Origin of the sequence: Megasphaera sueciensis, from assembly GCF_050219315.1 — a bacterium.
GTDB lineage: Bacteria > Bacillota > Negativicutes > Veillonellales > Megasphaeraceae > Megasphaera_A > Megasphaera_A sueciensis.
Genome location: NZ_CP116939.1, coordinates 1,534,597 through 1,553,694 on the forward strand (window position 1 = coordinate 1,534,597; position 19,098 = coordinate 1,553,694).

The 19,098-nt window shown below is 41.0% G+C and carries 18 protein-coding genes; 2 read left to right on the top strand and 16 right to left on the bottom strand.

Annotation, left to right across the window (positions count from 1 at the left end):
• Window positions 1–29: 29 nt before the first annotated feature.
• From serC to NXG62_RS07430, 11 genes are all read right to left on the bottom strand, one after another.
• Window positions 30–1,334 carry a 3-phosphoserine/phosphohydroxythreonine transaminase gene (gene serC / locus NXG62_RS07380; protein ID WP_427111825.1) on the bottom strand — a complete coding sequence of 435 codons (1,305 nt, stop codon included), beginning with the start codon at window positions 1,332–1,334 and terminating at the stop codon, window positions 30–32.
• Between the two features lie 140 nt (window positions 1,335–1,474).
• Window positions 1,475–3,751, bottom strand: a complete 2,277-nt coding sequence (locus tag NXG62_RS07385) for an adenosylcobalamin-dependent ribonucleoside-diphosphate reductase (RefSeq protein WP_322351540.1) — start codon at window positions 3,749–3,751, stop codon at window positions 1,475–1,477.
• A gap of 140 nt (window positions 3,752–3,891) precedes the next feature.
• Window positions 3,892–5,070 carry a DVU_1553 family AMP-dependent CoA ligase gene (locus NXG62_RS07390; protein ID WP_427111826.1) on the bottom strand — a complete coding sequence of 393 codons (1,179 nt, stop codon included), beginning with the start codon at window positions 5,068–5,070 and terminating at the stop codon, window positions 3,892–3,894.
• A gap of 23 nt (window positions 5,071–5,093) precedes the next feature.
• Entirely contained in the window at window positions 5,094–6,443 is a 1,350-nt protein-coding gene (trsS, locus tag NXG62_RS07395; protein ID WP_427111827.1) for a radical SAM (seleno)protein TrsS, read from the bottom strand.
• A 1-nt stretch (window position 6,444) separates the two neighbouring features.
• Window positions 6,445–6,723: a hypothetical protein gene (locus tag NXG62_RS07400; protein WP_427111828.1), complete on the bottom strand. Its 279-nt coding sequence runs from the start codon at window positions 6,721–6,723 to the stop codon at window positions 6,445–6,447.
• Between the two features lie 5 nt (window positions 6,724–6,728).
• Complete coding sequence (locus tag NXG62_RS07405) at window positions 6,729–7,850, bottom strand: aminotransferase class V-fold PLP-dependent enzyme (protein WP_427111829.1); 1,122 nt, start codon at window positions 7,848–7,850, stop codon at window positions 6,729–6,731.
• Window positions 7,850–8,275, bottom strand: coding sequence for a DVU_1555 family C-GCAxxG-C-C protein (locus NXG62_RS07410; RefSeq protein ID WP_427111830.1), 426 nt, complete (start codon window positions 8,273–8,275; stop codon window positions 7,850–7,852). Before NXG62_RS07410 ends, NXG62_RS07405 begins: the two co-directional genes overlap by 1 nt.
• A 1-nt stretch (window position 8,276) precedes the next feature.
• Window positions 8,277–8,807, bottom strand: a complete 531-nt coding sequence (locus tag NXG62_RS07415; protein ID WP_427111831.1) for a class I SAM-dependent methyltransferase — start codon at window positions 8,805–8,807, stop codon at window positions 8,277–8,279.
• Window positions 8,804–9,025, bottom strand: a complete 222-nt coding sequence (locus tag NXG62_RS07420; protein ID WP_091651131.1) for a DVU_1557 family redox protein — start codon at window positions 9,023–9,025, stop codon at window positions 8,804–8,806. Before NXG62_RS07420 ends, NXG62_RS07415 begins: the two co-directional genes overlap by 4 nt.
• 14 nt (window positions 9,026–9,039) lie before the next feature.
• Complete coding sequence (locus NXG62_RS07425) at window positions 9,040–11,325, bottom strand: pyridine nucleotide-disulfide oxidoreductase/dicluster-binding protein (RefSeq protein ID WP_427111832.1); 2,286 nt, start codon at window positions 11,323–11,325, stop codon at window positions 9,040–9,042.
• A gap of 94 nt (window positions 11,326–11,419) precedes the next feature.
• Window positions 11,420–14,173 (bottom strand): molybdopterin-dependent aldehyde oxidoreductase, encoded by a 2,754-nt coding sequence (locus NXG62_RS07430; protein WP_427111833.1) that lies wholly within the window; start codon window positions 14,171–14,173, stop codon window positions 11,420–11,422.
• A gap of 182 nt (window positions 14,174–14,355) precedes the next feature.
• Between NXG62_RS07430 and NXG62_RS07435 the strand changes: the two genes are divergently transcribed.
• Together NXG62_RS07435 and NXG62_RS07440 are read left to right on the top strand one after the other, a co-directional pair.
• Window positions 14,356–14,598, top strand: a complete 243-nt coding sequence (locus NXG62_RS07435; protein WP_427111834.1) for a hypothetical protein — start codon at window positions 14,356–14,358, stop codon at window positions 14,596–14,598.
• A 127-nt stretch (window positions 14,599–14,725) separates the two neighbouring features.
• The gene (locus NXG62_RS07440) at window positions 14,726–15,658 is read left to right on the top strand and encodes an NTP transferase domain-containing protein (protein WP_427111835.1); all 933 of its coding nucleotides are present in this window, start codon (window positions 14,726–14,728) and stop codon (window positions 15,656–15,658) included.
• A 45-nt stretch (window positions 15,659–15,703) separates the two neighbouring features.
• Here the strand turns inward: NXG62_RS07440 and NXG62_RS07445 are convergent, their stop codons facing one another.
• From NXG62_RS07445 to NXG62_RS07465, 5 genes are all read right to left on the bottom strand, one after another.
• Window positions 15,704–16,648, bottom strand: coding sequence for an alpha/beta hydrolase (locus tag NXG62_RS07445; RefSeq protein WP_427111836.1), 945 nt, complete (start codon window positions 16,646–16,648; stop codon window positions 15,704–15,706).
• A 62-nt stretch (window positions 16,649–16,710) separates the two neighbouring features.
• Window positions 16,711–17,256 (bottom strand): bifunctional pyr operon transcriptional regulator/uracil phosphoribosyltransferase PyrR, encoded by a 546-nt coding sequence (gene pyrR / locus NXG62_RS07450; RefSeq protein ID WP_427114254.1) that lies wholly within the window; start codon window positions 17,254–17,256, stop codon window positions 16,711–16,713.
• A 21-nt stretch (window positions 17,257–17,277) separates the two neighbouring features.
• On the bottom strand, window positions 17,278–18,192 hold the full coding sequence (locus NXG62_RS07455) for an RluA family pseudouridine synthase (RefSeq protein ID WP_427114255.1): 915 nt from the start codon (window positions 18,190–18,192) through the stop codon (window positions 17,278–17,280).
• Between the two features lie 19 nt (window positions 18,193–18,211).
• On the bottom strand, window positions 18,212–18,640 hold the full coding sequence (lspA, locus tag NXG62_RS07460) for a signal peptidase II (RefSeq protein WP_427111837.1): 429 nt from the start codon (window positions 18,638–18,640) through the stop codon (window positions 18,212–18,214).
• Between the two features lie 175 nt (window positions 18,641–18,815).
• Window positions 18,816–18,980, bottom strand: coding sequence for a DUF362 domain-containing protein (locus tag NXG62_RS07465; RefSeq protein ID WP_427111838.1), 165 nt, complete (start codon window positions 18,978–18,980; stop codon window positions 18,816–18,818).
• Between the last annotated feature and the right edge of the window lie 118 nt (window positions 18,981–19,098).

Below are 19,098 nucleotides of genomic sequence, written 5' to 3' on the forward strand. Positions count from 1 at the left end.
CCTCCTGTATAAAATAATATATAGTATGATTAATTATTTTTTTGAAAGTTTCGCATGAATTCAGAAAGTGCCGCACACGCCTCTTCTGTAACTGCATTATAGAGGGAAGCACGGCAACCGCCGATAGAACGATGTCCTTTTATGCCGATAAAGCCTGCTGCATCTGCTTCAATTAAAAATTTATTTTCCAATTCCGGTGTTCTGAGATTAAATGTTACATTCATATTGCTGCGAGAATCCATTGCGGCGTGGCCTTGGTAGAATCCCGCACTATCATCAATCGTTTTATATACAATTTTTGCTTTATGAGCATTTCTCCCTTTCATTTTTTCAAGCCCGCCTTGATTTTCTAACCAGTGAAGCACCTTATTGACGAAATAAATGCAAAACACAGGAGGCGTATTATATGTCGAATCATGTTCTGTAAAAGTCTTGTATTGCAACATGACGGGAATATCCGTTCTCGCTGTTTCAAGAAAAGAGTCTTTGATAATAGCCGTTACTACCCCAGCTGGCCCTAGGTTTTTTTGTACCCCAGCATAAATTAAATCAAAATGAGAGACATCAACGGGCCGTGCCAGAAAATCGCTGGACATGTCACATATAACAGGTATATTGAATTTTGGAAATTTTTTCCATTCTGTGCCATGTATGGTATTATTCGAGGTAATATACACATAATCTGTATCCGGTTTTATAACAAACGTGTCGGATTGAGGAATGTAAGAAAAATTTTTATCACCGCTTGTTGCAACTTCATAGACTTCACCAAAAAAAGCGGCTGCCTGCATAGCTTTTGTTGACCAAACTCCCGTATTAATGTATCCTCCACGCTGTTTCAGAAAATTTGCGCCATGCATAAGAAACTGCATACTCCCTCCCCCTTGCATAAACACCACGTGATATCCCGCGGGGACTCTCAGCAATCTGCGAAGCGTTGCCACCGTATCATCCTGCATATCTTGATACGCAGCGCTGCGATGACTAATTTCCACAATACTCATACCGGTACCCGCAAAATCAAGAAATTCTTGTTGAACCTGCTTCAATACCTCCATAGGCATTGCCGAAGGACCGGCATTAAAATTATAGACCCTCTTCATTCCTTTCACCCTCTTTTCTGAAAATAAAATAGAGAAGTCTTGTCCATTGGGACGAGCTTCTCTATCCTCGCGGTACCACCCAAATTGCCGTAGTCTTTGTGCATCCGCACGCAACAAATAAAAAAACTCCCGTCCCTTGTAGGGACGAGAGTTATATTCCCGCGTTGCCACCCAAATTGCCATACGGCCATCTTTAGTCGCTATATCAGGCGAACCTGTCAAATTCTTCATTTGCCGTTCCGGAGCGGAACTCCTTATAACCTTATCGGCTCACACCAACCGCCGACTCTCTGACAAGGCTTATACATTGCTTCTCCATCATCACGTTTTCTTTGAAATTAGATATATTATAAGCATCTTTTTCTAATTTGTCAATAACATTTGCTCCAACCGCAATTTTTACAGATGTTGCACCCTCCCTCAAAAACAAGCGGTTCTCCACATTGTGGACAAAAAATACTTTCGGCCGTTTTTTTTGTTTCAGCTTTAGGTCTGACCGATAACTTTTTTATTTCCTGTTCGACTGTCTTTTCACTGAGATTCAACTCTTTCTGTACTTCATTATACATATCAATAAGTGCATTGCCTACAGCCATAGGACAGCAAGAGCCCCGGCTTGTATCGCCCCGCGTGGCACGCCGAACGGAGTAAGATGGACAATTCCCCGTAGAATTAAGCTGGTCTACAATAGTATAAATATCGATTCCGGCGCGGGCACTAATAGAGATCATCCGCGATAGTCCAATCATAAAATTATTGCAGCCGCCCGTAGAGCCCTTGCTTAAGTAGGTTTCTAACAATGCCCCTGTTGCCGGATCAAAAAATGCCATACAGTGAAGATTGCCGCAACCCGTTACCAACTTACGTTTTTTGCCAATCACCTTATCGTCAATGCAGACAATTTCGCCACGTCCGAGACCTGCTCCGGCAATCGGAACCGTATTTTCTTCTGCATGCGTGCTAAGTATACCGGCACGTTTACATCCATCCCGAAAAATAGTAAGCCCTTTGCACCCACTCTCATAAGCCAACATATAGAGTTTTTCTGTATCTTCCACAGTAAAGTTGTTAGGTACATTGACAGTGGAACTGATAGACGCATCAATATGAGTCTGCCATGCAGCTTGCATGGCGATGCGTTCCTGATATTGCAGCGTCATGGCAGTTACAAAATATTCCGGCAGTTCTGCATCACCTGAAATACCATATTGCTTCATATAGCACGCAACTATAGGTGTATAAATCTTATAATATACATCGGCAGCATGCAATGACTCTGTCTTTCGTTCATAATAATTGGCATAAATCGGTTCAATCCCGCCAGAAATTCCCAGCATGGTAGATAACGTTCCCGTAGGGGCTATTGTCAATAACTGTGAATTGCGCAGTCCATGGCAACGCACCAACTCTGCCGTCTTCTCTGTTGTATTAACCTGAAAATAAGGAGTACCCATGATTTCAGCTGTATTGCATTTTGGAAATGATCCTTTTTCTTCTGCCAACACCGCCGAAGCCGCAATGGCCGTATCCGCCATGGTGAACCCTATATCATGGCAAAAAGAAACCGCTTCTTCACTGCCATAAGTCAATCCCATTTTAATAAGCATGTCGCCTAACCCCATGATACCAAGACCAATCTGGCGCCATTGTTGAACACTGTCCCGTTGTTCTTGCAATGGATGCAATGGTAGTCCTTCATCTAAGACATCATTTAAAGCTCGTACGGAAACAGCAACACAATGTTTAAAATCTTCAAAATCAAAGACTGCTTCTTCCGTAAACGGATGGTTCACAAAGTTCGCTAAATTGATACTGCCAAGAAGACAGCTTCCTCCTGCAGGCAGCGGTTCCTCAGCACAAGGATTGACCCCTGCATAAGAAAATTCCTGCGTATGCGCTAATAAGTTCCAACTACATATGCGGTTCCAAAATAATGCCCCCGGTTCGGCATAATCCCAATTAGTTTCAGCAATAAGGCGGAATACGTCGGCGGCATCTACCAAACTTTCAATAGTCTGTCCCGTTTCTTCACGTGTATAGTGAAGACGGAATTGTTTACGCTCTTTGACAGCCTCCATAAACTCGTTGCTCAACCGAATAGAAATATTAGCCTTTGTAACTTTATGTAAGTCGGTTTTCAATTTAATAAATTCTAAAATATCAGGATGATGACAATCAATGGAAATCATCAAGGCCCCGCGGCGCCCATTCTGCCCAATCAATTCTGTAACAAGAGAATACAGTGTCATAAAAGAAATAGATCCACTAGTTTCCTTAGCCGCATTATTAATACGTGCCCCCTTAGGACTTAACTGCGAAATATCAATGCCGCAGCCCCCGCCGTAACTATAAGTTCGAGCCAATTTACCTGCCCGGTCGAATATACTTTCAATATTATCTTCGGGAGGTGTCATAACGTAGCAATTGGAAAGAGTTATTTTCTTGCCTGCATATTCTAATCCGCGATTAGCTAAAATACGTCCGCCAAACAAAAATTTCTGATTTTTGATTAGCTCAGCTACTTCTTGGTTTTTCGCACTGACGCGCTCCACCCACTGGTCAAAACTTTCACTATCATTACGATATTTATTCTGCCAAATATCAATACCAATTTGGTTACTTTGTCCCAACCATTCCTTCTCATCCATGACGCGTTTCCTCCTTATATTGTAATTATATAGCCGCATGTATACTATATGTTGTATTTACTTTCATATCTTACCAGTTTATGTAAATGTCGTCAAGTACCCCTAATGCCTGCGTCATGTCAAGTGTTTTCTTCATTTTTTCAACATATTCGTATAACCCGTTTTCCTCGATAAAATAATGTATCCGAAATACCGCAAGGTCTTGCAGATAGATGTATTTTTTTCCCTGGAAAAATTTCTGCGATTTTGTTACTGATCGTATTTTCCAGTTTTGATTTTGATAAAGTAAAGATTCGTATATCAACAATCCGTTCACTCACAGTAATGCAATAATCTACCAGCCATTCATAAGAAAAAAGAATATTATCTAACAGTTCCATGTGATTATTGCTTCTTCTGACACAGTCCAGTCGCATAATCTCACTTCCACAGGAACAATGATTCGGAAAAATCCGTGTTATATCCCCCGTACGGTAACGTATAAGCGGCATCGCTTCCATTCCAATTGTCGTAATAACTAGTTCCCCGTATTCTCCTGGCGGCAATTTTTCCCCTTTTTCTCCAATAATTTCAACAATGACATGATTTTCCCTGACATGCATCCCTTCATGAGCAGCACAAGTTACTGCACCGCCCAAAGCCATTTCCCGCGAGCCATAATGCGGAAAAAGTACAATTCCAAAATGTGCAATAGCCGCTTTTACCTTTTCAGGACAAGCATCACCACTTACTAAGGCTCGTTTTAATGCATGAGAACCGCAAAATCGCAATATAGATAATAAGGGACCTGCCATTCCTATAAATATATCCGGTTTTTGCTGTTCTAATATAGTCGAATATTCCCCAAAAGTACATTCCGTACCCGCCTTGATAGGAACGGCTCCCAGCCGCTCTATTGCTTGTGAAATAAGGCTTCCCAGACTATACGGCCCGGAAAAGGGCATGCAAATCATTGTGCGACTTCCGGGAAACACCATTTCAGCAAGTCCAGCGACAAAAAAATCCAGTGTATTTTTACAATCCCCAGCTGTATAAAACACTCTTTTCGATACCCCTGTTGTACCGCTTGTCTGATCAGTTATAATCCGCTGGATCTTTGCTTGAGAACAAAGAAGCAATGATGCGCTGTTATCAATTAATTGACGGGATGTTGTAAAAGGAAAATACTGCAATTCTTCCAAAGAGGTAATATGAGAAGGCAGCATACGATAAAAACCGCCCCGGGCATGTTCTCGCTTCAGGACGGTATTCAGTGCAGCCAATTGAAACATACCTATATTAGTCCGAGACAATCGGTCTAGTTGAGTTATTCTCTTCATATAGTTCTCTAAACAAGTTATTTTCATTTTCTATACAAAGCCTTTCCCTTGCTATCCGTTATATTATAGGCACAAAAGGGAACCATCCCATATTTACTATCCGCTTCACAAATATAACACCGCCGCAATCGATGCAAATCCAAATTATAGGCATCTTGAAATAACATGCCCGACACAGTAAACGTATTTTCTTTGGCTTGCACCAAAAATTCATCCAGCGAATCCGTATTCTCCATGGACGGATCCTTACAACATTTTTTTCCTATTGGCAAATCTTCCAGATGGCTGCTGCTCCATTGCCTAGCCACAAAATCACGTGTTTCAGAAGCTTTTATGCAGCACCCCTGATGATATCGCGGCGATAATGCTTGTAAACTACCGTCAGGAAACCGCATATAACTAGCATGAAAGGAACAATAGGGATTTTCTGCCCCACCGCCGCTAAAATCAGATTGTTTCATACAACCCTTTGTTTGTTTTTCAATTTCCCGCAACATCCGGGGAATAGTAATCCGCCACGTATGATGTTTCAAAACACATCGGCCAAAATAACTAACCGGCTGAAAATGAACACCTCGGACAACAGGCATTCGATTGACAGCAAATCGAAGCAACGCCCCTATCTCATTCATATTTACCCCCGGTGCAATAACTGGTACTAAAATAATACCTAACCCGGCTTGCCGGCAATGTTCGATAGCCTGTTGCTTCATTTCCAAAAGTAGTTTGCCACGCAGCACCTTAAATGTTGTATCCGTAAATCCATCAAACTGCAGAAATACACAACTCAAACCTGCTTTTTTTAGTGTATGCGCATATTCTTTTTCTTCTGCCAATCGGATTCCATTGGTATTAAGCTGAAAAAAGGTAAATCCCTTTTTACGTCCTAATTGTATGATTTCCGGTAAATCATCGCGCAATGTAGGTTCTCCTCCAGAAAGTTGAATGTTAAAAGGTCCGCCGCGATCCATAAGCATATCATATTGATCATTAATTTCCTGAATCGTCATATCGCATCCTTTCTGAAAACCAGAATCGGCAAAACAAACAGGACAAGACAAATTACACCGATTAGTTAATTCCAACAAAACACAGCAGCCATTGGATTGATGCCCCTGACATAAACCGCAGTCATAAGGACAGCCCTTGTTGATAGGACGCGGAGCCGTAATAACATCATCGTTATTTGCATATGTTCCCCAAGACAAATATTCCTCCATCCTTCCTTCCCAAAGCAGTACCGTAAATACGCCATGCTCCGGACAACGTTTCTGCATATAAATATTTCCATCCTTGCCCTGAAAAATCTTAGCATTAACAACTTGCAAGCAAACGGGGCAAACACTTTGAGTTTGTGATATGTCTCTCGTCATGTCAATTCTCCTCATTCTTTAACCACGCTTCAAAAAACATCTTCTCTTCAACATACGTGTCTTCAGGAAAGCTTACAGTAATAACATATTTGTCTAATATACCTTTAATTTGTACGCCCCTCTTTATGGCTGTCATCATCGGCCTGCGGTAACGATGATTTTCTTCTACAGTCCATCCATTCAGATGTGTCTTGAATTCTCTTACAGTGATAGTCAGCTTGTACTCATATATCTGAGAATATGCTAAACAATTTTCTTTTTTTTTATATTCGAAATGCATGTAACTTACCTCATGATACTACTAACAGCCTGTATCACTGCTTTAATTTCTTCTTCTGTGGTAAATCGCGAAAGACTCAGACGCACCGTACTATCACAGCCTAGATCGGTAAAAATACGGGGAGCACAATGTAAGCCGCTGCGGCAAACAATATCGTAACTTTCCGTCAGTATATACCCTATCTCAGCAGCAGACTTTCCCTCTATAACAAAGCTCACAACAGGCGTACATTTTTCCTGCGGTGCAATAACTGTCGCCCCTGCATCGGCAAGTCCTTGTTTCAAATATTCTGTCAGCCACTCTATCCGGTTTATATCAGCAGGATTTTCTTCGCTCCAGCGAAGGGCTGCCAATAAACCATAATAAGCCGGTTCATTTCCTGTTCCTGCTTCCAGATGAATCGGCATTTCTGGAGGCATCTCTTTTCTATCGCTTTGAATCCCCGTGCCCCCGCATAACAAGGGTTCCAGCTGCAAACCCGGCCTTACATATAACCCACCTGTACCTTGGGGCCCCAACAGGTATTTATGTCCCGTAAAAGCTAACATATCAATATTCCAATCATCAAGTTGTACGGGTACCATCCCCAGCGTTTGAGAAGCATCTATCAGCACCGCGGCGTCTATCTGCTGAGCAATATGGGTAAGTAAGCAAATATCGTTAACCGCACCTGTTACATTAGATGCATGAGTCAATACGCATAATGATGGTTTATATGTATGACAAGCTTTTTCCCAAAATTCCGGACAAACTTGACCACCAGCATCCACAGGCACCCATATAATTTTTATATGCCGCTCCCGGTTAAGCTTGTACAAAGGCCGCAGCACACTATTATGCTCGGCTGCTGTGGCAACGACGGTGTCTCCTGCCTTGAGAGGAAACCCTTGTATCGCCAAATTCAGTCCCCATGTAGAATTAGCTCCCAATGCAATATGATTATAATGTTGTCCTTTCATCAACTGTGCCAGAGATTTTCGTGTTTCCTCAAATACATCAAATTCCTCAACGCCTCCGCGATTTGCCGATCCCGGCGGAGCACATAATGCCTCCGACACGGCGTCAGCAACACAACCCGGTTTCGGCCAGCTGGTCGCAGCATTATTCATATAAATAAGCGGTTGCATTAGATAACACCTCTTTCCGCAAGAAGTTCCATACATTTTTCCATAGCCGCTTCAATCAAGGAAGGACAATTTTCAATTCGTTTTACAGCCTTATTTTTCGTTATATTATAACATGTATCCCCATGATAAGCTGCCTGTGTCATATCGCGGAACCATCGGATATAATCAGCTATAGCATCTCTTAATGCGGGATCTTCCAATTCATCTGCTTCCCCTTTATTTAAAAAATAAGAAAGAAAACAACACCCTCCTGTTAAGCAACCGCAAACATCTCCTGTAAATCCCAATCCTCCATTCAATCCTCCCATAGCCCGAATTAAATCAGGATTTTCTTTTCCCTCTGATTCTAAGGCCAAAATCATCATGATTTGTGAACAGAAAAAACCCTGACGGGAAAGTTCTAATATTCTATTAAATAGCTCCATATTATCCCTCCTTACGACATATCAACATATAATATCCGTATTTTTTCCCAGGTATTGGGCAATATAGTTTACTTATATCCTTTCCGCGCCATAAACATTCAGCGTAATATCGTCGCCATATATCTGTCATATCTTGAAAACAAATAACGTGAAAACCGGCATTTACGACACTATCTATCGGCCCCTGACTATTTCTAATCCCTACATCTGAATATAACAGAAAACCATGAAGCTTTACTACTCGATATGCTTCTGCAAAAGCCTCCTGTATTCTGCCTGAAACGAAAAAACTGCATTGCGACAAAATAACATCAAAACTCCCCGCATCATACGGGGTATGAAGAAAATCTCCCCCTGTTACATCCGTACTTGATATTAAATCAATGCCCTGTGCATAAAATCCTAAGTTTCGCAGCAATCGTACAGTCTGTCCATCCCCCGCTCCCATATCCAAAATACGGGCAGGTACTGTAACGGATGCCAAACGCAGCATCTCTTTCGTATGTTCATCACCGCCAGGATGTCTATTCATTTGTCCTCCAATGCCTTTTCCACTGACAGTACTTTGCCTAATGCCAGCTCTTCCGGAACATAAACAAACCCACAGATAGGACACACGGGAAGTTCTACAGGAAACCCATTATCTAAATACATAAATTTTGCTTTTCCCTTTACTAATGGCACCCCGCATTTTAGACATTTCAAATTTCCCTGTGTATCCATCGTATAATAATTCTTATCAGCAGTCATAGTTTTACCCCCGGTTATCTTGTAACAATATTCATACGGTGGCTATATGCACAATGTACCACATATACATCGTCTTTTTGCTCATATTTTACCCAAAAAGTAACATTCCCATCTCGATGTCTAGTTATCAGCAATCCAGTTTTTTCTTCTAAAATAACCTCTTTAGTCTCACGCATATATTGCAATGTCTGCATGACATCTGTACGTAATATCATTCGATCATCCATCATACGGCGGGCCTCCGGCGTAAATATAACTTTAAATCCATATTTCACGGGTTCTACCAACTCCTTCCACACTTCTCTCAGCAACCGTTCTTTTAATTGAATCCGGTTATATCTTTTTTCGCTTATATCAGGAGGTGCTCCTACATTTTCATTATATATCAATTCCAGTAGATGCCTTGATTCTTTGCCCTCCCGCGCCAATCGATCACGACAAGCCATACAATAGGTAATATATGGTGTGTCAGAACGCTCCACACACATTTTGGCCATTTCATGCGCCACTTCACGGTTGGCATACATAACTAATCCACCATACCCACAGCAAGGTGAATAATCGCCGGAATATTCTGTATCTACAAGCACACACCCCAATCTTTTCGCTATAAGCCGCATCGTCTTCTGTATATGAGCATTGCCACGAGCTCCGCATGAATCGTGCATAGCCACTGGATAATTTAATCCTTTTGCCCCTTCCGGAAGTCCTCTTTCCGCCAATATATCCCAAATTCCAATTACCTGCTCATGACTGTGCTTGGTCAGCATATCTGCACACATTGGGCATCCAGCAATAATGACAGGATGCTCCAACATTGCAAAATGTTCATTTAACATACATACGGTTTCAGCATACATTAATTCTCTACCGGCCCATTTTGCAATAGCTCCGCAGCATCCCAATAACAATGCAACACCGCCTGTAAGTCGCTGTGTTAGGTCAAGATAAGCTTTATACACTGTGTCCGGTGCAATTGCCGAAGTTTGACATCCAGGAAAAAAAACATATTGGCAATGCGTATATCCTGCCTGTTTCCTGCATAAAAAAGCATCTGTATTAGAAAATTGCATATCCATAAGAGCAAATTCATGAGGTGCCAACGGCATTTTCCCGGTTGTCACCATGTTCTGCCGTGCAATCAAGCAAATATCTGCCATATTATACCCATTAGGACAAGTAACCGTACACTGCCGGCATAATGAACAAGCATTAATTGGTTTATTCATCATATGGTCCCCCATAATAATATTTGCATTATTATAGATTTCCCGTGTAAGTTTTTTAGGATATTTTTTGTAATACTGTAAATATACGCAACCTCTGATGCATTCATCACAATGACACTGTATACAGCGTTTTGCCTCCCTAATCGCATCTTCCCGAGTGTACCGCCCATCTATGCCGCAAGGAATGGATGAACTTGCTGCAACACCATTTAAATTAGTATATAATCGGGTTTCTGTACAGCCCTCCTCTCCGCGGCTGTTTTCCGGAGCTAATCCCTGGGCTAGACGATCTGCTGTCAAAGCAGCTTTTCGGGCACTAAACGCATTTTCTATCACCTCTTGTTGTTCAATGGGTGCAGAAATAATTGTTTCCGTATGCCAAAGCATAACGGCTTCATCCACTTCTCCGCCAAGAATTTGGAGAAAAGAAGGAGATACTCCTATTAAATCGTAATGGCACCGCTCCTGTTCAAAGAATTCCAAAGTAAGTGCCTCCACATAAACAAAAGTAATATTTGTATGCTTTATAACTGCAGCATCTTCAGCTACTCCTTCTTCATCAGCAAAGGGTACCGCCGTTTTTAACATATCATACATATTATCATACTTACTGTATACCGTTACGGGATACATTTTTCTAGCCATTTCGCCAATGAAAAAAGCAACAAACAATCCTTCACCAAATATAGCTACCGACTTTTTCTTTTTCATCCGCAGCATACCAGTTCCTTTATGTATCTCTCCTAACTTGGTTGCTGCACGTTCCAATGCCGTGATACGAATACCTTCACCTACATCATACAGTTTGCAATATTTCTGACAAGGTGCTTCACAGCCTTGGGAAAGAATATGAGGTAAGGGTGTAATTTTTGTATATAATGCCAACGCAGCGGTAAAATCTCCAGCCGCGATTTGTCCCACTAAGGCTCTTACATCTAATTTTAATGGGCAGGCCGCGCTGCAATAAGGCAGTTCTTCATGAATACACACACGTTCTTTTTCTATGAGTTCTTTTTCTGAAAACATAGTCTTTGTACGATATATTTTTGTTGAACGTTCTTTTATCGTCATAACGATTCTCCACTAGTTAAGCTTACGATTAAAAAGAGAATAGAGAGGCAGCATACACCTCTCTATATTGTATCATGCACACTTTATATCTGCATTATTTTTCCAGCTTCCGCAATGCTTCCAAAACAACATGCGGTTTTGCAGGAACACGGGTAATCCGCGCCCCAGTAGCATTGTAAATCGCATTAAGGATTGCTGGATGGGGGGCATCTAAAGGTGCTTCGCCGCAGCCAGCCGCACCATATGGCCCTTCAGGCCGGTATGTCTTATTAAAATGAAGTTCTATATCATCCGGTACATCATTCGGATAAGGAATTCCACATTTAATCAAACTTGTATGAACTTTCAAATCTTCAAAATCTTCTGACAAGGCAAGTCCAATACCCTGCACCAAACCACCATAGAAATTTCCTTCTACAAGTAGTTGATTCATAATAGTCCCTACGTCGGCAACACAAGTAAATTTTTCCACCTTGACCTTACCTGTTCCTGTATGAACAGCGACTTCCGGTAAGAAAATCGTATACATATAAACAGAGAAAGGTTCTCCTTGTGCCGTAGCCTGATCAACAGGATGTGCCGAACAAAAAGTAGCCACCCATTCTCCTTTTACCCTTGTATTAATTCCCTCCGCTTTCATTTCCTCATAAGAGCGATAAGTACCATCACTCTTTTTCATTGCCGCCAACAGATTTTCTGCTGCCAGCCGACAGGCATTGCCGCTCATGACCTGAGAACGGGAACCGCCTGCAGGACCTGCATTCAGGACAAGTTTTGTATCACACATTACAAGATGAACCTCTTCTGGTTTAATCCCCGCTTGCCGCAGCGTTTCATGAGCTGAAACGAGAGCTCCCATATCGGCACCTTGTCCATGATCTTCCCATGCTGTATAAATTGTTACAGTCCCATCAGGCATAAGTTCTGCTTCAGCATTAGAACTATCTGTCCCGTCAAGGCCACAACTATACACTCCGAGAGATACACCGATACCATACTTTATTGTACCGTCAGATTTAGCATTTTTTTCCGCTACCCGTTTTTTAGCTGCTTCATACAAAGGACGTGCCGTTTTAAAAAGTTCTTCTTCACAATATACCTCTGGTTCATATCCAGTTGGAATCGTAGTATGTTCGGAAGCTTTATAACAATTCATTTCCCTCATATCAAACGGGTCAATTCCCATTTTAGCTGCCAAACAGTCTATTGCTATTTCCGATCCCATATAAGATTGCGGAGATCCATACGCTCTAAAAGCTGATCCCCAAGCATGATTGGTAAAAACAGTAGTATTTTTATTTCGTATACTATCAATCCCATAGCCAGCTCCGATGAATTGACTCAGACGATGCGTCAGTAAATCACCAAATTCAGAGTACGGCCCATGATCCACATAATTATTTCCCCATAAAGCTTTTAATTTTCCTGTATCATCAGCCGCTAATTTAATATGAAGAAAGGCAGGTGAACGTTTTCCTGTATAGGTAATATTTTGAAATTGATTAAACACAAGAGACACCGGATGCTGGGTAACCAAAGCCGCAACACCCAATAAAGCTTCATTCGTCGGTGAAAATTTATACCCAAAAGTTCCTCCTGTATGATTCTGAACTATACGTAGTTTATCCATAGGAATGCCAATACCATCAGCAATCATTGGCATATGAAGATGAATACCAATGGATTTAGAATGAATCGTCAGCATGCCGTCTTCATCCATATACGCATATCCACAATCTGGTTCTAAATGCAAATGCGGTTGACGTGAACAATAACTTTCGATTTCAACCATATTCTTATCAGGTACCGTATTCCAATCAAAATCCGGACCTTTGATACAATTTGTTTCATAGTATGCATTAGGAATTCCCGGATGAATTTCAATAGCATCTGGAGCAATCGCTTCAGGAACACTCATATAAGCCGGCAATTCTTCAATATCAACCTTCACCGCATCAGCTGCTGCTCTGGCATGCGCTTCGGTATCAGCTGCTACAATCGCGATAGCATCACCAAACTGGAAAATTTTTTCATCACACAGGATAGGCCGTTCCCATCCATCTGTTTTATTATTTAATGGCAGCATGACCAACCCGTTAATACGATTTTTACCAGGTACATCCTTTGCTGTAATAATTTGAAATACACCAGGCATATTTTCTGCTGCTGAGGTATCCACATTCTTAATGTTCGCATGAGATACGGTTGCCTGTACCAAAGCTAATCGTAATGTATCTGCTGGCATATGAAGCGCATCATCCGCACCAAAATCCCAAGTACCCGTTACTTTTTGAGCGGCTGACGGGCGAATATATTTTGTGCCGACAATACTTTCTCCATTCGGTTGAAAAACTAAATCTTCCTTCGTCTTTTCCCCGCGCATAACTGATGCCGCTTCCATAACGGCATCAATAATCGGTTTATATCCGGTACACCGACACAAATTACGATTTTTATCAAACCAATCACGGACCTCCTGCCGAGTGGGATTGCTATTTTGATCAAGAAGTACTTTGGCACTAATAATAAATCCCGGTGTACAGAAACCGCATTGTGCAGCACCAACCGCCATCCAGGCAACTTGCAATGGATGCATATGACTAACCGTCCCAATACCTTCAATAGTTGTAATGTGAGCATTATCCGGTACTCGTTTCATTTTAACGATACAGGAACGCGTTACTTTTCCATCTAAAATAACGTTACAAGCTCCGCAATGCCCCTGACCACAACCGATTTTACAACCTGTAAGCAACAGTCGTTCCCGCAATACCGTCGCCAGTGTTTCTGTCTCTTCCACCAGAATAATTCGCTGAACCCCATTAATATTAAGTGGTTTCTTAATCATATACGTTTCCTCCTCCTGCTATAACTCAACAACAGCTCCATATTCCCCTACATGAATCAGTTTATACAGATTTCCGTAATACAACATTTACTACAGTATAAAATCCAAATATAAAGCTTTCTCCTCAATGTATAATAGTGTATAATTTTCTTAGATTCATAAAATATAGAGAGGTGATATTATTGGATACTATATGTAAGGAAATATCAGCTTCTACCGTGAAATTAGAAATACAAGATGCCAAAACAGGCAACATTTTTACCAGAGAACTTCCCATCGACTATTATGAAAATTCCTATTGTCTTCGTTTAAAAGGGGAAGGATTAGATGGAAATCCCGTCGAAATGGTTTTCTACAGTAAAGCCGGAGTAGCCAAGCTAAAAGACTTGACCGGCAATGGTCCCGATAAAGATAATTGCAAATAATGCATGCTAATATTTCATTTTTGTAATTAAATTTTACCAACAGCTTTACATAGCGTCAACATGTATCTAAATACTACTTGCTTTGTTCAAAAAAGCACATGTTAAAAGGAAAGAAGGGAATGAATTAATGCTACTAGGTGCAGTCATTACAGCTGCCGGCATGTCCTCCAGAATGGGTAATTTTAAACCATTGCTGAACATAGGCTCGATTTCAGTTTCCCAAAGAATTATTACTACGCTGAAACAAGCGGGCACAGAAGTAGTCGTAGTAGTAACGGGTTTTCACGCTGACGAATTAGAACATCATCTTGCACAAAACCAAGTCATGTTTTTAAGAAACGATTATCCCGAATCGACAGAAATGTTTGACTCCGCAGTGATAGGTCTCAAATATTTATATCCACAATGCAGCCGCATTCTGTTTAGTCCTGTTGATGTTCCTTTATTTACAACCGATACAATAAAAGAATTACTTATCACCCCTGGAGATATAATTGTTCCAACATATGAAGGGCAGCCGGGACATCCTATTTTGATCTCCAGTACAGTGGCACAAAAAGTATGCCATATGAATAATGCCCCAGGAGGTCTTTGTAAAACTTTGCAGCAATGCGGACATATATCATATGTTGAAGTCCCTGATAAAGGAATTCTCCACGATATGGATACGCCCGAAGATTTCGAGGCGCTGCTGGCTTATCACAACCATCAGATCTTACGCCCGGTTGTCGATATTAAATTAGCTGGTGAAAATTATTTTTTTGACTCACGGATTGCAATGTTGTTATTTCTCATCAATTATACCCATTCTATGTTGTCGGCTTGCAAACAAATGCAGATTTCTTATAGTTCCGGCTGGAAACTTATTAATAATTCGGAAAAAGAATTAGGTTTTCCCCTGGTAAATCGCTGGCAGGGAGGCACCAAAGGCGGACGAACGACACTTACGGCGGAAGGATTCGATTTATTAACACGATATAAAAATTTTTCTATAGAACTGCAAAAAAAAGCCGCCGAATTATTTATCACTTATTTTGATTCTATATTTAAACAAAAATAAACACTGCAGAAAAGTTAAACTAGCCATACGTCCTTTTCACAGTGTTTATTTTTGTTCTAAAAAACCAGTTAAAACCCGGCGATACTCATTATAATTTTTTTCAATAGCAACGGCATGAGGTGCTTTTTTAAATATATATATTTTTTTACTGTTACTTCCACACATTTGATATAAGTCTTCTGCCGTAGCAACGGGAATTAACTCATCCGCACCGCCATGAAGAATAAGGACGGGCACAGTGATATGCTTAACTGCCTGCAACGGTTCTATATCGGAAAGAAATTTATGCGTATGGTAAAACATGGCTGCTTGAAAAAAAGGCGTTACTATATTTACACCCCAAATAGCTTTAGAATTCTGAAGCCAATCAAACGCTTTATCTTTTCCTAATCGAAGTATATTCCCGTAAGAGCTATCCGCCACACAAAAGGCCAACTGTGAACCATGCTCGCTGCCAGCGTATAGCAATGCCATCGCACCTCCGAGAGAAATTCCATGAAGTCCTATTATTGATAGCTGATCTTCCTTCCGAAGCCAATGCACCCATGCCTCTATATCGCCAACTTCACTAATTCCCCACTCTGTATGCGCCCCTCCGCTCTCCCCATGTCCTCGCTGATCAACCAGAAGAACATTATATCCTAAATTATGATATATTGCAGCATACGGCAAACACATAGATCGGTTCTGGTATAATCCATGTAATAAAATAACGGTACGATGTAAATTTTTTTCGGTTTCAATATAGGTACCTCGCAAAAGAGTCCCATCAGGAGCTGAAATATAGATTTTTCTCCAACCAAATCGCTGTTCTGCCCGTTGTATCGGTCGGATATCCTGTGTATGATTCTCCACTCCCAGTATCTGATCCCAGTGTGTATTAAGAAAATGTTCATATGCTATATTTCCTACATATAGTCCGCTTCCAATAAATAGTACGGTTATAACAGAAAAAAAAACGCAAACCCCTTTGACAAACCGCTGCAGCATGCCATTCCTCCCTAGTAGATTCACAATATTATAAAAAAAACAGCAAAAAAGTACGCTGGGAATTACCCGCGTACTTCTTCCCGCAAAACGACTTGGTTTTGTCCATCCACTTCACCTAATTGCACCGATATATCTTCCTTCCGTGAGGTAGGAACATTTTTTCCTACATAATCCGCACGAATGGGCAATTCACGATGTCCCCTGTCAACTAAAACGGCTAATTCAATATACTGCGGGCGGCCTAATTCCATAATTGCATTCAAAGCCGACCGTACTGTACGGCCCGTAAACAGAACATCATCTACAAGCACAACTATTTTCCCATCTGCATCGAACCGATTGGGACTGCTGCCTATTGTACTAATGCTGCTTTTTTTATGATCGTCCCGATATGCCGAAATATCTAACTCATAAACAGGAACCGGCCTTCCTTCAATAGCCGCCAGTTCTGCTGCTAATCTTTTGGCCAATGGAATCCCTCTTGTATGAATTCCTACAAGAACGGTATTATCCAACCCTTTATTATGTTCGATAATCTCATGGGCGATTCTCCTAATGGCTCGTCCTATAGCTTTTTCGTCCATTAGCAGAGTCTTATTGTTCCACATCATACATACCTCATTCACTATTTATTCTTTCGCTGCTTGCTGCAGACACGCCTTGAAATCTGTTGGAGCAGGTGCCTCAAAATGCATCATATCTCCTGTCACAGGATGAACTAAATCTAAACAATGAGAATGGAGTGCTTGTCCACAAATAGGAAATTTATCCTTTTTATATCCATATAGAGGATCATTCACCACCGGATGTCCAATATATGCCATATGAACGCGGATTTGGTGGGTTCTCCCTGTCTCCAATTTACATTCAATCCATGTATATCTTCCATACCGTTTTAAAACAGAAAAATGTGTTACTGCCTTCCTGCCACATTTAAAAGTAACCGCCATTTTAACACGTTCTTTAGGATGTCTTCCAATAGGAGCTTCCACGGTCCCCCGTTCCTCGGAAATATTACCATGAACCAAAGCCCAATAGGTCCGGCATGCTCTATGAGACTTAATCTGTGCCGCCAAGCCACGATGCGCTTCATCCGTTTTAGCCGCCACCATAACCCCAGATGTATCTTTATCCAAACGGTGAACAATACCCGGACGAATAATACCATTGATTCCCGATAACTCTCCCCGGCAATGATATAGCAGCGCATTAACCAAAGTACCGTTTGGGTTTCCTGCCGCCGGATGAACAACCATGCCGCGAGCCTTGTTTACAACAATGATATCCTTATCCTCATATACAACATCCAACGGAATCGGTTCTGCTTCCACAGTTAGCACATCTTGGACTTCCCATTGCACTGCTATACTATCATGACTTCCAATTTTATGATTAGGTTTGATAGATTTATCATTTATCATAACTTTACCCATTTTTATAAGTTGCTGTGCAAAACTGCGGGATATTCCCATTTTAGCAGCCAAATATATATCAATCCGAATCCCGGATTCTTCCGGTCCCGATTTAAAAACATACGTATCCATCATTCATACACTCCTAATCCTAGCCATGATTCCAACTGTACCATAGCAGCAAACCAACGCCAATAACAATTCCCATATCTGCAATATTAAATACAGGCCAGATTCGAAAATCAAAAAAGTCGGTAACCGCACCTTGAAAAAATCTATCTAAAGCATTTCCTAATGCCCCTCCTAACAATAAACCAACACCCCAGTGAACCAGCAGATCCTGTGGGATCTTTTTTCTAAACAAAAAATATATATAAAACAGTGCCACAGCTATGGCTAAGAAAAACCAACGTTGATTTTCCAAAATACCAAAAGCGGCTCCTTTATTTAATATATAGGTAATATGAAAAAATCCCGGTATGACCGGAATCGACTCATACATAACCATAAATTGACGAATTACAAATTTGCTCATTTGATCTAAAGCTACAATAAATAAAGCTATTAAAAAAACAGGCACAGAATATCCTCCTAAAAAATCTTTAGCACTCACATGTTTATATATTAATCTATCATAACGCATATATCCTAGCACAGTTATCCTTAAAATTCAATATGTCCAAATCAACATTCTTCGCAAAGAAAAAGAGAGACATAGACATGTCTCTCTTTTGCACAGTTACGTATTTATGCTATTATTTTGCAGAAATAGCACCGGTAGGACATACTGATTCACAAGCACCACAATCGATGCAAGCATCGGTTACTTCGTATTTTGCTTCGCCTTCAACGATAGCACCTGCTGGGCAAGTGGATTCGCAAGAACCGCATTTTACGCATTCATCACTAATTACATGCATTCTATTTCACCTCCAAAAAATATTTCGTAGGAAAAGTTACCTTCCCCTTGATGATTTTCATTATGGCACGAAATAATAAAAAAGTCAATGAACTCTGATACATACTGTTTTGGCCTTA

Coding starts and splice junctions, on each gene's coding strand:
- NXG62_RS07465 (WP_427111838.1), bottom strand. CDS start 18,980: ATGCATGTAATTAGTGATGAATGCGTAAAATGCGGTTCTTGCGAATCC.
- serC (WP_427111825.1), bottom strand. CDS start 1,334: ATGAAGAATTTGACAGGTTCGCCTGATATAGCGACTAAAGATGGCCGT.
- NXG62_RS07415 (WP_427111831.1), bottom strand. CDS start 8,807: ATGAATAGACATCCTGGCGGTGATGAACATACGAAAGAGATGCTGCGT.
- NXG62_RS07440 (WP_427111835.1), top strand. CDS start 14,726: ATGCTACTAGGTGCAGTCATTACAGCTGCCGGCATGTCCTCCAGAATG.
- NXG62_RS07430 (WP_427111833.1), bottom strand. CDS start 14,173: ATGATTAAGAAACCACTTAATATTAATGGGGTTCAGCGAATTATTCTG.
- pyrR (WP_427114254.1), bottom strand. CDS start 17,256: ATGTGGAACAATAAGACTCTGCTAATGGACGAAAAAGCTATAGGACGA.
- NXG62_RS07385 (WP_322351540.1), bottom strand. CDS start 3,751: ATGGATGAGAAGGAATGGTTGGGACAAAGTAACCAAATTGGTATTGAT.
- NXG62_RS07455 (WP_427114255.1), bottom strand. CDS start 18,192: ATGGATACGTATGTTTTTAAATCGGGACCGGAAGAATCCGGGATTCGG.
- NXG62_RS07410 (WP_427111830.1), bottom strand. CDS start 8,275: ATGGAGCTATTTAATAGAATATTAGAACTTTCCCGTCAGGGTTTTTTC.
- NXG62_RS07420 (WP_091651131.1), bottom strand. CDS start 9,025: ATGACTGCTGATAAGAATTATTATACGATGGATACACAGGGAAATTTG.
- trsS (WP_427111827.1), bottom strand. CDS start 6,443: ATGACGAGAGACATATCACAAACTCAAAGTGTTTGCCCCGTTTGCTTG.
- NXG62_RS07445 (WP_427111836.1), bottom strand. CDS start 16,648: ATGCTGCAGCGGTTTGTCAAAGGGGTTTGCGTTTTTTTTTCTGTTATA.
- NXG62_RS07425 (WP_427111832.1), bottom strand. CDS start 11,325: ATGACGATAAAAGAACGTTCAACAAAAATATATCGTACAAAGACTATG.
- NXG62_RS07405 (WP_427111829.1), bottom strand. CDS start 7,850: ATGCAACCGCTTATTTATATGAATAATGCTGCGACCAGCTGGCCGAAA.
- NXG62_RS07400 (WP_427111828.1), bottom strand. CDS start 6,723: ATGCATTTCGAATATAAAAAAAAAGAAAATTGTTTAGCATATTCTCAG.
- NXG62_RS07390 (WP_427111826.1), bottom strand. CDS start 5,070: ATGAAGAGAATAACTCAACTAGACCGATTGTCTCGGACTAATATAGGT.